The 13,538-nt window shown below is 35.9% G+C and carries 7 protein-coding genes and 1 pseudogene; 4 read left to right on the top strand and 4 right to left on the bottom strand.

The annotated features are described in order from the left end of the window. Nucleotides 1-3: 3 nt before the first annotated feature. The 4 genes from ACFSC2_RS22160 (at nucleotide 4) to ACFSC2_RS22145 (ending at nucleotide 6,609) form a co-directional block, all read left to right on the top strand. Nucleotides 4-1,143, top strand: coding sequence for an efflux RND transporter periplasmic adaptor subunit (locus tag ACFSC2_RS22160; protein WP_379813279.1), 1,140 nt, complete (start codon nucleotides 4-6; stop codon nucleotides 1,141-1,143). A 32-nt stretch (nucleotides 1,144-1,175) separates the two neighbouring features. Then, a complete protein-coding gene (locus ACFSC2_RS22155; protein WP_379813278.1) occupies nucleotides 1,176-4,325 on the top strand; it encodes an efflux RND transporter permease subunit in 3,150 nt (1,049 codons plus the stop codon). A 2-nt stretch (nucleotides 4,326-4,327) separates the two neighbouring features. Further along, nucleotides 4,328-5,737: an efflux transporter outer membrane subunit gene (locus ACFSC2_RS22150; protein ID WP_379813277.1), complete on the top strand. Its 1,410-nt coding sequence runs from the start codon at nucleotides 4,328-4,330 to the stop codon at nucleotides 5,735-5,737. 80 nt (nucleotides 5,738-5,817) lie between these two features. Continuing rightward, a complete protein-coding gene (locus ACFSC2_RS22145) occupies nucleotides 5,818-6,609 on the top strand; it encodes a hypothetical protein (RefSeq protein ID WP_379813276.1) in 792 nt (263 codons plus the stop codon). A gap of 26 nt (nucleotides 6,610-6,635) precedes the next feature. On the opposite strand, the pseudogene ACFSC2_RS22140 reads toward ACFSC2_RS22145, so the two are convergent. The 4 genes and pseudogenes from ACFSC2_RS22140 to ACFSC2_RS22125 form a co-directional block, all read right to left on the bottom strand. After that, nucleotides 6,636-7,779 (bottom strand): annotated as a pseudogene (locus ACFSC2_RS22140) (cytochrome-c peroxidase). A gap of 30 nt (nucleotides 7,780-7,809) precedes the next feature. Next, the gene (locus ACFSC2_RS22135; RefSeq protein WP_379813275.1) at nucleotides 7,810-9,318 is read right to left on the bottom strand and encodes a DUF6850 family outer membrane beta-barrel protein; all 1,509 of its coding nucleotides are present in this window, start codon (nucleotides 9,316-9,318) and stop codon (nucleotides 7,810-7,812) included. 10 nt (nucleotides 9,319-9,328) lie between these two features. Beyond that, nucleotides 9,329-10,543 carry a DUF4876 domain-containing protein gene (locus ACFSC2_RS22130; protein ID WP_379813274.1) on the bottom strand — a complete coding sequence of 405 codons (1,215 nt, stop codon included), beginning with the start codon at nucleotides 10,541-10,543 and terminating at the stop codon, nucleotides 9,329-9,331. A 27-nt stretch (nucleotides 10,544-10,570) separates the two neighbouring features. Beyond that, nucleotides 10,571-13,384, bottom strand: coding sequence for a TonB-dependent receptor plug domain-containing protein (locus ACFSC2_RS22125; RefSeq protein WP_379813273.1), 2,814 nt, complete (start codon nucleotides 13,382-13,384; stop codon nucleotides 10,571-10,573). Nucleotides 13,385-13,538: the final 154 nt, after the last annotated feature.

Below are 13,538 nucleotides of genomic sequence, written 5' to 3'. Positions count from 1 at the left end.
AAAATGGCAAAACAATTTTATCAAAATTATACACCACTGAAACAGCTGGTTATTTTAGTAATCTTTGGGCTTCTTTTTTCATGCGGCAAAAAAGATCCTGGAGCAGAAGCATATGGAGCTCCAAAACCAGAAGTCGATTTTTTTCAGGCGCAGTCTATTTCAGGTGAAGTAGAAAAAAAATATCCAGGAATTATTGAAGGTACCGTAAATGTTGATATAAAAGCTCAGGTATCTGGTTATCTGGAAGCAATTTATGTAAAAGAAGGTGATTATGTTTCTAAAGGACAATCCCTTTTTAAAATCAAAGGAGATGTTTTTGCAGAGCAGGTAAACAACAGCCGCGCTTCATACAAAAGTGCTTTGGCCAATTTAGCAAATGCAAAACTTGAAGTTGAAAAAATAAAACCTCTTGTTGAAGGAAATGTATATTCTGATATGCAGTTAAAAACAGCACAGGCTAATTACGAAGCGGCTCAGGCTCAAGTGGCTCAGGCAAAAGCAGCTTTAGGATCATCTCAAATAAATGCCGATTTTTCATTAATCAAAGCGCCGGTAAGCGGTTATATCAGCAGAATTCCGAATCGTGTAGGAAATCTTGTTACGCCTTCAGACGCGGTTCCATTAACGGTTCTTTCGGAAATTAATACCGTATTTGTATACTTTTCACTTAGCGAAGCCGATTACCTGTCTTTCATCAAAGACACCAAGTCTAAGAAAACGGTTAGCCTTATTATGGCAGACGACAGTGTTTATGAACTTAAAGGAAACTTAGAAATTGCCAGCGGAAACATTGACAGAACAACCGGAACAATTGCTTTAAAAGCTGTTTTTCCCAATCCAAAGAAAATATTACGTTCGGGAGGTTCTGCTAGAATTGTACTCAACAATAGCTTATCAGATGTAATTTCAGTTCCAATGGCAAGCGTAAAAGATATCCAAGACAAGTTTTTTGTTTTTGTATTAAAAGAAGGCAATAAAGTAGCCATGGTTCCAATCGAAATTGGAGGAAGTGCCGGAGAAAACTACTTTGTCAAAAGCGGCCTAAAACAAGGAGACAAAATCGCTTTAAATTCTATTGATGTTCTTAACGACAGTATGGAAGTCGTTCCTAAAGAACCATCTAAAGCGATTAGTAAAAATTAATTTTTGTATCAAAAAAGTAAATAACATTTTTTATGTTAAAGAAAATTATAGACAGGCCGGTATTGGCCACAGTTATATCTATAGTCTTGGTAATATTAGGGATTATCGGCCTTACCAGACTATCGGTAACCAGATTTCCGGATATTTCACCGCCAACCGTTATGGTGAGCGGTTCTTATCCCGGCGGTAATAGTGAAACCGTAATTCGTTCGGTAGTAACGCCTTTAGAAGAACAAATTAATGGAGTAGAAAATATGCAGTACATAAAATCTACTGCAAGTAACGATGGTTCATTTTCTATCAGCGTAATTTTTAAGCAAGGAATAGATCCCGATCAAGCTGCCGTAAATGTGCAGAACAGGGTACAACAGGCTACTCCAAAACTGCCTCAGGAAGTTGTTAGAATGGGACTTACCACCTCTAAACAGCAAAATAGTATGATTGTTATCTTCAATCTTTATACAGATGATAATAACAAATACGACGAGCTTTTTCTTCAAAACTATGCGAATATAAATTTGGTGCCGCAAATGAAACGTGTTCCTGGAGTAGGGCAGGTTCAGATTTTTGGACAAAAAGATTATTCGATGCGTGTCTGGCTTGATCCAATAAAAATGGCCAATGCAGGACTTGTTCCGTCAGATATTACGCAGGCTATTGCAGATCAAAGTTTAGAATCGGCTCCAGGGAAATTGGGTGAAGAGTCTAGAGCGGCTTTAGAATATGTAATTCGTTATAAAGGAAAGAAAAACAAACCAGAGCAATATGAGAATATTGTAATCAAAAATAATGGCAATAATCTGCTAAGATTAAAAGACGTTGCCAGAATTGAATTTGGATCAATTGCCTATAGCGGTGATAACAAATCGAATGGAAAGAATGCCGTGACAATGGCTATTCTGCAGACTTCGGGTTCAAATGCCAATGATATCGAAATTGGAATCAACAAAGAAGTAGAAAGATTATCAAAATCATTTCCTCCAGGAATAAAGTACGTTAAAATTTTAAGCACAAAAGATAAACTGGATGAAGCGACAGGACAGGTAAAATCGACATTGTTTGAAGCTTTTATATTGGTATTTATTGTAGTTTTTATATTTCTTCAGGATTTCCGTTCGACTATTATTCCTGCGATCGCCGTGCCGGTTGCTATTGTTGGAACATTTTTCTTCCTGCTCGTTTTAGGATTTACAATTAATATTTTAACGCTGTTTGCGCTCGTACTAGCAATCGGAATTGTTGTCGATGATGCAATTGTTGTCGTCGAAGCCGTTCATAGTAAAATGGAAGATGACGAAAGGCTTACGCCAAAAGAGGCAACACACAGCGCAATGTCTGATATTACTGGAGCTGTTGTTTCGATTACTTTGGTAATGTCAGCCGTGTTTATTCCAATCGGATTCATGACAGGATCTTCTGGAATTTTCTACAAACAATTTGCTTACACACTTGCGATAGCGATCATCATTTCTGCAGTTAATGCCTTAACGTTAACTCCTGCTTTATGTGCTTTATTATTGAAGAACAATCACAGCGGACATGACGGAAAAGAACATCATTCAGGATTTAAAGAACGTTTTTTTACAGGTTTCAACACCAGTTTTAATAACCTGACAGATAGATACATTAGAGGTGTTCGTTTTTTGATTAACAGAAAATGGCTTTCGGTAGGATTAGTTGCCATTATTACCGCAATCGCAGCATTTTTTATGATGTCGACTCCAAAAAGTTTTGTGCCAATGGAAGATGACGGTTTTATTCTTTACAGTTTATCAATGCCTCCGGGAACTGCGCTTGACAGAACAACAGAAGTAGTTAAGAAAATTGAAAAACAGTTATCGACATTAGAAGCTGTTGAAACGCACACCAGTATTACCGGTTTTAATATTCTTAGTAACAGTGCAAGTTCTGCTTACGGATTAGGTTTCGTAAAACTAAAACCTAAAAAAGACAGAGGAGAAATTCAGGATATTGATGCCGTTTTGGGTGAAATCAGCGGTAGACTTTCAACGATAAAAGAAGGTTCTATTATGGCACTTAGAATGCCTCCGGTAGAAGGTTTTGGAGTAACAAGTGGTGCAGAAATTGTACTTCAGGACAGAACAGCCCGAGATCCAGCAGTATTAAAGGCGATGACCGATAAAGTAATCGGACAGATTATGCAGCAACCAGGTGTACAATATGCGTATACGACTTTTAGAGCCGATTATCCACAGTTAGAATTGGAGGTTGACGAAGATAAAGCGAGACAAATGGGAGTGAATGTACGTGAATTATTAAACAACATTCAAACGTATTTTGCGGGAGATCAATCGGCAGATTTTACACGATTTGGTAAATTTTACAGAGTGAATGTAAAAGCAGACGGAATCTTTAGAACAGACCAAGATGCTTTTAATGAAATTTTTGTTCGAAATGATAAAAATGAAATGGTTCCTGTAAAATCGATGGTAAAGTTTAGAAAAGTATATGGACCAGAATCTGTAAACCGATACAATCTTTACAATTCTGTGAATATTACAGCAGTAGCATTGCCAGGATTTAGTAATGGAGAAGTAATGGCCAATCTTGAAAAAGTATTAGACAAACTTCCGTCAGATTACAGTTATGAATGGACAGGATTGAGTTTAGAAGAAAAAGCGGGAGGAAATCAAACGGTTGCCATTTTCGGGTTGTGTTTACTATTCGTATTCTTCTTATTGGCCGCACAATATGAAAGTTATTTATTGCCGCTGGCGGTATTACTTTCAATTCCGACAGGAGTTTTAGGAGCTTTCGCAGGAATAAAATCAGTTGGATTGGATAATAATGTTTACGTTCAGATTGGTTTAATCATGCTTGTTGGTTTGCTGGCCAAAAATGCCATTCTTATCGTTGAATTTGCTTTGCAGCGAAGACTCTCTGGACTTTCAATTGCCGAAGCAGCTATAGAAGGCGCCAGATCAAGATTACGTCCAATTATCATGACATCACTTGCTTTTATTGTGGGTATGATTCCGTTAATGTTTGCACACGGCGGTACAGCTGTCGGAAATAAATCCATTAGTGTCAGCGCGGCAATCGGAATGTTGAGCGGCGTCGTATTAGGAGTTTTTGTAATTCCGCTGCTTTTTATTCTGTTTCAATACTTACAGGAAAAAATATCAGGCAAAAAAAATATAGTTCAAACCATTAAGGAATAATAATGAAAATAAAATATCATATCATCATTTCTTTAAGCAGTATTCTGATGCTTACATCTTGTGTTGTTGGAAAGAAATATGCAAGAACAGATTTAAAAACGCCTGAAAAATACAGAGAAGAAGCTGTTGTAACCGGCGATACAGTGCTGCTTCCTTGGAGAACGTATTATAAAGATCCGTTATTAGTTCAATTGATAGAAAAAGCCCTCGTTAAGAATAACGAGGTGCTTACTGCCATAAAAACTATGGAACAATTGGATTTGAGCTACAAACAGTCAAAATGGGCTATTACGCCGACACTAGATTTTAATGCAGGAGCCAGTCGCAGCTATCAGTCAAAAAACTCTTTAAATGGTTCTTTAAGTTCTCAGTTTACAAATAAAGATTATATAGACGATTACAATGCAACATTAAACTTGTCTTGGGAAGCTGATATTTGGGGAAAAGCAGCAATGCAGAAGCGTGATGCAAAAGCATCGTATTTTGCTCAAAAAGAAAATCTTTCAGCTCTTAAAACCAGAATAATTGTTCAGGTTGCGCAATCGTATTTTAGTCTTTTAGGATTAGACGAACAGCTTAAAATTGCAGAAAAAAATATTGAATTAAGCACTAATACTTTAAGTATGATGCAGCTTCAGTTCAAATCAGGATTAATTAGTTCGTTGGCTTTAAATCAGACAGAAGCTCAGAAGAAAACTGCGGAGCTTCTGGTACCGCAGGCAAAAGCGAATATAGCAGTACAGGAAAACACTCTTATGATTTTGTGCGGAGAATATCCTGAAGCTGTAATTCGTGCCGGAAATCTAAACGCAGCCGAATTGGATGTCGATTTACCTTCTGGAGTGCCTGCGTTACTTTTAAGCCGAAGACCAGACGTTAAAAGTGCAGAATATGCGGTAATGTCGGCCACAGCCAAAACGGGACTTGCAAAAGCAGAAATGTACCCGACATTAAGTATAAATCCGTCAATTGGAGCCAATTCGTTTGAGTTTGATAATTGGTTTAATTTTCCAGGATCAATAACAAAAACAATTGCAGCCAATCTGGTACAGCCAATTTTTAAGAAACGTACGCTTCGTACAGCCTATCAAATTGCGGTAATTGAGCAGGAAAAATCAGTGATTCAGTTTAAGCAGTCTTTTATTACTGCGGTTGCTGAGGTTTCAGGTGCCATGTCAAAATTGAAATATGCAGACGAACGTATGGAAACTGCAGCAGAGAAAGCAACATCTTTAGAAAAAGCAACTGCCGATGCTAATCTTTTGTACAAAAGCGGTATGGCAACTTATCTAGACGTTATAGTGGCGCAAAACAGCGCTCTTCAAAATGATTTAGATCTTATTGCTATAAAATTAGAAAAATTAAATGCCGCAACAGAATTATATCGTGCACTTGGCGGCGGTGTGCAATAGATAGTTATTTTTTATAAACACTCAGATTCGGATTAATGAACCGAGTTTGAGTGTTTTATTTTAACCTGCAGTACTTTTTTATGGAAAAAGTTAATTTTACGCGCTTAGAACTTTATGAATTGGTTTGGAAGTTTCCTATAAGTGTAATCCAAAAACATTATGATGTTACCAGATTGGGAATAAAAAATGCTTGCATAAAAATGGAAATTCCAGTTCCAAAAAGTACTTATTGGCTGAAATTTAAATATGATAAAGAACAAAAACGACCTTTATCTAATGATTACAGAGGATTACAATCAATAGCAGTTCCAACCAAAAAATATGAAATAAAACTACGAAGCACTACAAAATTTTCTACTCTTCTCAGTTTATCAGAGGCAATCAAAAAGGACAATACATCTTTAGCAAAAGTTCCTGAAGAGCTTGTTAATCCCAAAGAAATAATCAGCAAAACGAAAGATTTCTGGAATCAAAATGCAATCAGTCAAAATGCAATAACAAACGCAGATGAAGTTCTTTTTTTGAATGTTTCCAGAGAAAATATGCCTCGGGCGCTGCTATTTATGGACACGCTGATAAAACTTCTTGAAAGCCGAGGACACCAATTTGAAAAAGGAAGAGATAATAGAGGAGTCGTCATTATTGACAATAAAACGACTCTTACTATTTCTTTGAGAGAAGCATTAAAAAGAATTCCGCCTCGTGTTGGAGAAGATTCGGCAGATTATGTTTTTACTGGAGTTTTTATTTTTAGGGTTACTTTAGATTCTATTCAAAAAGAATGGAGAGACGGTAAAATCTTGATTGAAGACCAACTCTCCATCATTACAGCTAAAATAGAGTTATTGGCAAGAGAAGAAAACGCATTTTAAGATCTGGTATTTAAATTAGTTAAAACTTACCTTAAAATCTTAGGTCGATCCATTTTATATTGTCTTCCCGATAATGTTTTAATGAAAGCGACTAAAGAATTAATTTCTTCATCATTAAGATTTAATTTTTTCATCAAGACATCGGTCTGAGGAAATAATGGATCTGCTGCTTTTTCGTTTTCATCAGGATCAATCATGTGCATGCCACTGTTGTACATATTGATAATTCCCGTCATATTGTCGAATAAACCATTGTGCATCCAAGGGCCTGTGTGCATGACATCGCGGAGAGACGGCGTTCTAAATCTTCCCACATCTGCGGCTTTTTTTGTAATAACATAAAGTCCCAAATCTTCATATTCTCTTTTGTAATACGTAAGTCCGATATTATGAAACGATTCATCTGTAAAATATTTCCCAGAATGGCAGTTCATACAACGTGCTTTGGTGCGGAAAAGATGCATACCTTCAATTTCCATATCGGTCAACTGCGAGTAATCTCCATCAATAAAAGCATCAAACCGACTTCTTTTACTGCGGATTGTTTTTTGAAAATCGGCTAGCGAATGCAGGATTTTGTCATACGTAATCTCAGGCGTTCCGTAGGCATTTTGAAATAATTCGGCATAACCTTTAATCTTTTTCAATTTTTTGGAAAGATTTTTCAATTCCATATTCATTTCATGATGCGCAGAAATCGGAGCTTTTGCCTGTTCTTCTAACGTTAAGGCGCGCCCGTCCCAAAAGAAAGATTTTCGCGAACCAATATTGTATAACGAAGGGGTATTTCTTTTTCCTTGCAAATGATCATTTCCCAAAGAAACTTCTCTTCCGTCGCCCCAAGCCAATTCAGGATCGTGACAGCTGCTGCACGAAACCTGATTAGAACCAGAAAGTTTAGGATCAAAAAAAAAGCATTTGTCCTAAAATTACTTTCGGGTCATTCATCGTATCGTAGTAACTAGTATCGACAGCGAGCGATTCAAATTCCTGCCAAGCTACGCCTTCATCAATAGTGGGTTTAGGCCATTCTTTTATAGGTTTACTGTAAAGTTCTCGCAAATTAGAATGGGTTATTTTTTCGCAAAATGCAGCACTAAAACTCAAAAGTGAATAAATAAGACCAATAAAAAGACTGAAAAAAAACGTTTTTAAAACTAGGGATTTCATTTAGAAAGCAATAAGAAATTGTAATACAGATTAAAATGTCATACCAACCGACATTTGAAAATCGGTATTGTTTTTATCTGTTGAAAAATTGTAATAATTCAGGTTAGTTTTCACGTAAAAATTAAGATCGGAATCATATTTAAAATCCCATCTTGCGCCAAGATTAATTTTGGCATAATCTGAAGATAAATAAGCAAAATTTGAATCGAGCATAGCAAAAGTAGAATTGGTTTTACGATCTTGAAGGCTCATTTTTGAATTTAAAGCCTTGTTGTATTCAAAAGATGCCAAAATGCTGATTAAGGATTTTGACAAAAGTTTTGAAGCCGTAAAATCCAATCTCCCAATGGCCTGCGTAATGTCCATTTTTCGTAACGGATCGATATATTTTTCAACGGTATTTTTTAAATTAAAAACAGGCGAAACCGACCAAGATAATTCTGGATCAGGAATATAATACATTCCTGAAAAGGCAATAGAAGTAACCTGATTCGAATATTTATCAGCATCCGATATTTTGATGTAGGAAGTGGTCGATTTATTATCAAATATATTTTCTGTACCAATTCTGTCCGTATAAAATGCCTGAATTTTGGTTCCCCAAATGCGTTTCTCAGATTTGTTTAAATAGGCAAGTTCGCCGTCAAATCGTTTTTCTAATAGGGAAGAAGCGATGAGGTTTTGAAATTCTGTCATTATTTTTTCGTAATCAAAATGGTGATATCCTATTGATAAAATAAAACCATTTTGATACTTTGGAAACAACTGTAAATTAGCACCATATCCTCTTCCGTCATAAAATGAACTCATTTTATTTCCTGTAAGAAGATTGTTGTAAACGCCCATTCCGGTCATATGATAAATGGCGGGAGCGCCCAATTCGCTGAAGAATTTTAGAGCATTTGACTGCGTGTATTTTTGAATTTCAAAAGAAGTTCCAACAACATAATGACTGCCAATATTTTGAGCGATTCCAACCTGAACTTTCAAGTCAGAAACTGTATTTTTGGGTCTGGGATCAACGTCGCGATATTCGAGTAAAGCGCGATAATCAGCTGCGATTCCAAAAGTAGTTTTCGAAAATGATTTAGCATAACCGCCCTTAAAAGCATATTCTTCAAAAGAAATAGTACCGCCTATAGAATCGGCCGTTACATAAGGATAAATCATTTGATAATCTGAGCTTTCGTTCCAATGCACATTTTTACGTTTTCCGTTTTTGTAATACGCTTTTCCAAAAACAGTATTTTCAGAATTAATTTTATAAAACGACTGCACATTAACCAGAAACTGGTTCATTCTATTTCCTAACTGCTGTATAGAAGTCTGTTCTGAAGTTGTTTGATATCCCGTACTTAATTCGGATAAAGAATATTGGCGGGAAAAAGGCGTATTGGCAGGATTGACAAAATAAGCATTTGAAAAATGAACAGCAGGGGACAAATTTTCATGAATGCGAATTAATACCGAAGTACTGTCCTGCGCATGCAAAATGCTTGAACTGAAAACAAAAAATAGAAATAGGGAACGAAAGCTCATGATTAGATTATTAATTCATTAAAGATGGTTTCGCTTCAGGCGTAAAATCTAGGGTTGAATTATTAGTGTCTTTTAATATTTTTTTACCGTTTGAAGCCGTAGACAGCGTTTTACGACGTACACTTTTTCCGTAGCGAGTCGCATCAGAATCTACTTTTCCACAGTAAGTCCATCCCATGTCTAAAACCGGAGCCGTTACAATCCATTGAAATTCTGATTCTACACTTAAATTAACTGCATCGATAATCCATGTATTTGGAATTTTATACACACTTTCACCCATCGGATAACTTTCGCCGCCAAATACTAAGTTGTACTCATAATCATACGTGTAATCAGTCAAATACGCTGTTTTTGTTACAGTTGAAGGCATACGAGCGATTACAAAACTTCTAAAACCTCTGTTATGAATTACCATAGATGAAAATAAATTTTCCATGTTTGGAACCGCTGGATTATCAACATCATCAGTATCTTCTGTGTAGAATTCAAATTTAGCCGTTCTCATATCCATCGAATTCGGATTGTATTCTTTATGATTGATAGCATCTTCAGCAATAATAAAATATTCACCAGGCGCAATTGGGTATGTTGTACCAGTACCAGGAACAACCGCAACTGCTGCTGCAGCAAAAGCCTGAGCCATAATGTTTGGCGTATAATCCTGTTTGTCTGTTGTCATAAACTCAGACTGTGCAATTATCAATCCGTCTGCATATAACACTTTATCGGTGTTGTTGTAAATTCTAAAATATTTATCGCCTAAATATTGTTTCCCTTCAGCCGTTCTGGTTCCGGTAAAAAATACTTCTTCAATAACGAAATCAGATTGAGTCGTTTTTAAGAAAACATTTAACGAAACAGAAGCATTAGAACCTGTAATAACAACCGATTCTTTATAACCGCTTACAGAAGCTTCTGCAGCACTTCCATCTGCCGAATATTTGATTTTTCCATCAATAGAAACTTCATATGAACCTTCTGGAAGTGTAATCGAAAGATTATTTCCTGTAAAAGAACTGTTCTGCGTTACTTTTCCGGTATTTAGTTCTTTAAAAGAAACCGAAAGGTCAGCGTATGTAACACTGCTTAAATCGTCTGGATTTACTATCGATAAAGTTACAGCGCTTTGTTTTACGCCGTCGTTATCATCATCTTTAGAACACGACTGTAGTATTGCCATAACGGCTATTGTTAAATAAATGGGAAGTAATTTAATTTTCATAATTGGGTATTTATTTAGTATTAAAAGTTAAAAATTCAAGTTGAGTTCCATTCCGAAATAAGGAGAATTCAAACCCCTGCGTTCTATTTTCTGACCATTGATTTCGTAGTTCTGATAGTAACTGAAAAGACGATTTACGAACATGGAAATTCGGAATCTCTTGTAAAAATCTTTTGAGATTTTCAAGTTCATATTCATCGACATCGGAACTGTTTTTTTCTGAAATAAAGCATTGTTGTATTTAATATCGAGCCATTGTAGAATAGGATCAGTTTTATAGCTTTCGAGATAAGGATTTTCTTCGCCTGAAGGATTGATATACGAAACAGGCGTTCCATTCATAGGGGTGGACTGACTGCTGGTAAACCACAAAAACTGAAACGAACCAGAGAATTCCATACCCAGCGACGGAATATAAGTATCGGTAATTACATTCGTATTAAACTGTTGCCTTTGAGAACCATCATCAAATTGATAAAGTCCGATGTACGGCATTCTTTTTCCATCAATAATAATATCTTTCTGTCCGCTTTTATACACTGGGGCGCTGTTGGTATAAGTAGTTTTAAACCAAGCTCCATTTAATGTAAATCGGGTATTTATGCCGGAAAAACGTTTGGATGAAAACTGAAATTCAACTCCGTCTTTTAGAAGAGAACTTCCATTATTTGTAATGCTGTAAGATGTTAATAAAGTTTCCGTAACATAAGTCATATCAGAAAGATTGGGCTGTGCAGTTAAAGTAGAAGGATCAATCGAATTGTTGTCGTATTTTTTATAAGAAAGTGCCTGATATCTAGAGCCATTTCTAAATCCAGAATTTAATCTTTCGTTGAAATAGGTAACCGAAAAACGATTATTATCATACGAAAAATCGGCACGAATTTCCCATTTCTTATTAACCGCAGGCTTTAAATCATAATTTACCGGAAGTGTTTTATACGTCATTAAATTGATTCTTCTGTAAGCTGGATTATCATGATAATAATTAAGCTGCACCAAATCGTTGTAAATAAAATCAGGATAAAGCTGGGCAAGCGTAGGGAATTTAGTGTACTTCCCAATTCCGGCTGTAAATGCTGCTTTAAAAGCATGATTGCCAATATTAAAAGAGGGAAAAACCCACTGGGCATTCATTCTAGGATCGAAATAGTATTTGCCAGAAACGGCATAATCCGAAGGAACATTTAATAGCGACATGGCCCTGATACCGCCAGCGATATTCAATTGATGTTTTTTTAACGGAATTGTAAAAGCATCTTCTGCAAAAAAAGAAATATCGGTGCTTGCAGGAATGTCTTTGTAAGATCTCGGTCGCGTCGACATTTCGGGCGAAGGCGGATGTGTGGTGTCATAAACTTGTCCTTTTCCGTTGTTTTTAGAATACGTCCATTCTGATCCTGCTTTTAATTTGTGTTTTAATCCAAATAAACCCATTTCAAAATCTGCCATTGCTTTTAAATAAGCATCAAAAGGTTTTCCGTCAACCGTAAGGTTTGAGATATATTGCGGCGTTAAAAAAATACCGTCAGATTCTCCTTGTTCTGTATTGTTAGGAATTGCCGTTGCGCTCGAAACTTGAACCCATTTAGTCTGTTCAATCTTATCAATCTGCTGACTAATTGATGTTGACAGAAGAAGTGACTTTAAAAAAGAGTCTTTTTTAAAATTTAGATCGAAAGAATTTGCCGTCGAAAATCGGTTATAATCAGAACTGAAACGGTCTATTTTTGCATAACCAACATCTGGATCGGCGCGTTCATTGTCAATAGAACCCGTATAATCTAAACTAGAATCCCATTGTAATTCGTGTGTATCATTTTCCCATGTTTTCTGTGTTCTTATAGAAGCTGTAATTCTTTTATAATTTTCAAAACTATTACGCGGGTCTGGTTTGGCATCCAAATAATCAAAACCAACATTTAGCACAAAACGTTTTTCATCCGATTCAAAACCTTTACCAACATAATACAGTTTACTGAATTCATCTGCTTTTAAACGCGATTCCAAATTGGTACGGCCTCTTTTGCGTTTAATTTTAATAAGTCCGCTGGTTAAATCACCATATTCTACAGAAGGAATTCCGCGGATGATTTCGACTTTCTCAATCTGATCTGTAGAAATAGCACGCATATCGACACCTTTTGAGGTTGTATTTCTGCGCGTATCAGCATATCCAGAACCAGGAGTAATACTCATTCTGGAGCCTGTAGTATACTGCAGGTTAGCATCGGTATTAATGGGAACGCCGTCAATTACAAAAGCAGTTCCTAGAGATGAAATATCATAATTAGAATCTGAAGTTCCAGTTTCTCTCAGTTTAATAAAATTAGAAGAATTGAAAACCGGATCTTTTGAACGTCCGCCAGGAAGTAATTCCAACAGATCTGTAAAGCTTGACGGCTGTAAATGCTGCATCGCTTTTTTATCAATGATCGAAGTGCTGGTCATGCCTCGCGATTCAGTGGCGGTAATAACAACTTCGTTTAATTCGATCGATTTAGGAATAAGCACCAAAGAAATAGTTTGTCCCGCAATTAATGCTATTTGGTTTTCAATTTTTTGATATGCTTTTTCGTTTATTTTTATCTTATAAGTTCCATTAATAGTGATGTTTAAAAGAGCAACACCAAAATCATCCGATTGCGCTTCATATTTCTGAAAAGCATTTTCTACAGTAATTAAAACTCTTTTTACAGGAAGATTCGTTTCAGAATCTGTTAGAGTTATCTTGACAGGTTTTATAATGTTTTGAGAAAAACTCAGCTTCACAAAAAATAAAAATAGTAGTAAGATTAGTTTTTTTGAGGATGATATTTTAGCAGTAAAAGAATAAAGCATTGCAATAATTTCTAAAGGCGATTATATTATTTTAACACTAAAGCGCTAAAACGTTGCAAATATAACTTTATTTAGATTAATTAAAAATAGTAAATTGTAAAAGTTTGATTTTATTATTAAAACACTTGATTAAACTTAATTATTGGGCAATGTT

Origin of the sequence: Flavobacterium artemisiae, from assembly GCF_042678225.1 — a bacterium.
GTDB lineage: Bacteria > Bacteroidota > Bacteroidia > Flavobacteriales > Flavobacteriaceae > Flavobacterium > Flavobacterium artemisiae.
The sequence above is the reverse complement of the archived record's forward strand: the minus strand, read 5'-3'. Positions and strand labels throughout refer to the sequence as shown.

Excerpts from the sequence above, each read along its gene's own strand:
- ACFSC2_RS22160 (WP_379813279.1), top strand. The coding sequence starts at position 4 with ATGGCAAAACAATTTTATCAAAATTATACACCACTGAAACAGCTGGTT.
- ACFSC2_RS22155 (WP_379813278.1), top strand. The coding sequence starts at position 1,176 with ATGTTAAAGAAAATTATAGACAGGCCGGTATTGGCCACAGTTATATCT.
- ACFSC2_RS22150 (WP_379813277.1), top strand. The coding sequence starts at position 4,328 with ATGAAAATAAAATATCATATCATCATTTCTTTAAGCAGTATTCTGATG.
- ACFSC2_RS22145 (WP_379813276.1), top strand. The coding sequence starts at position 5,818 with ATGGAAAAAGTTAATTTTACGCGCTTAGAACTTTATGAATTGGTTTGG.
- ACFSC2_RS22135 (WP_379813275.1), bottom strand. The coding sequence starts at position 9,318 with ATGAGCTTTCGTTCCCTATTTCTATTTTTTGTTTTCAGTTCAAGCATT.
- ACFSC2_RS22130 (WP_379813274.1), bottom strand. The coding sequence starts at position 10,543 with ATGAAAATTAAATTACTTCCCATTTATTTAACAATAGCCGTTATGGCA.
- ACFSC2_RS22125 (WP_379813273.1), bottom strand. The coding sequence starts at position 13,384 with ATGCTTTATTCTTTTACTGCTAAAATATCATCCTCAAAAAAACTAATC.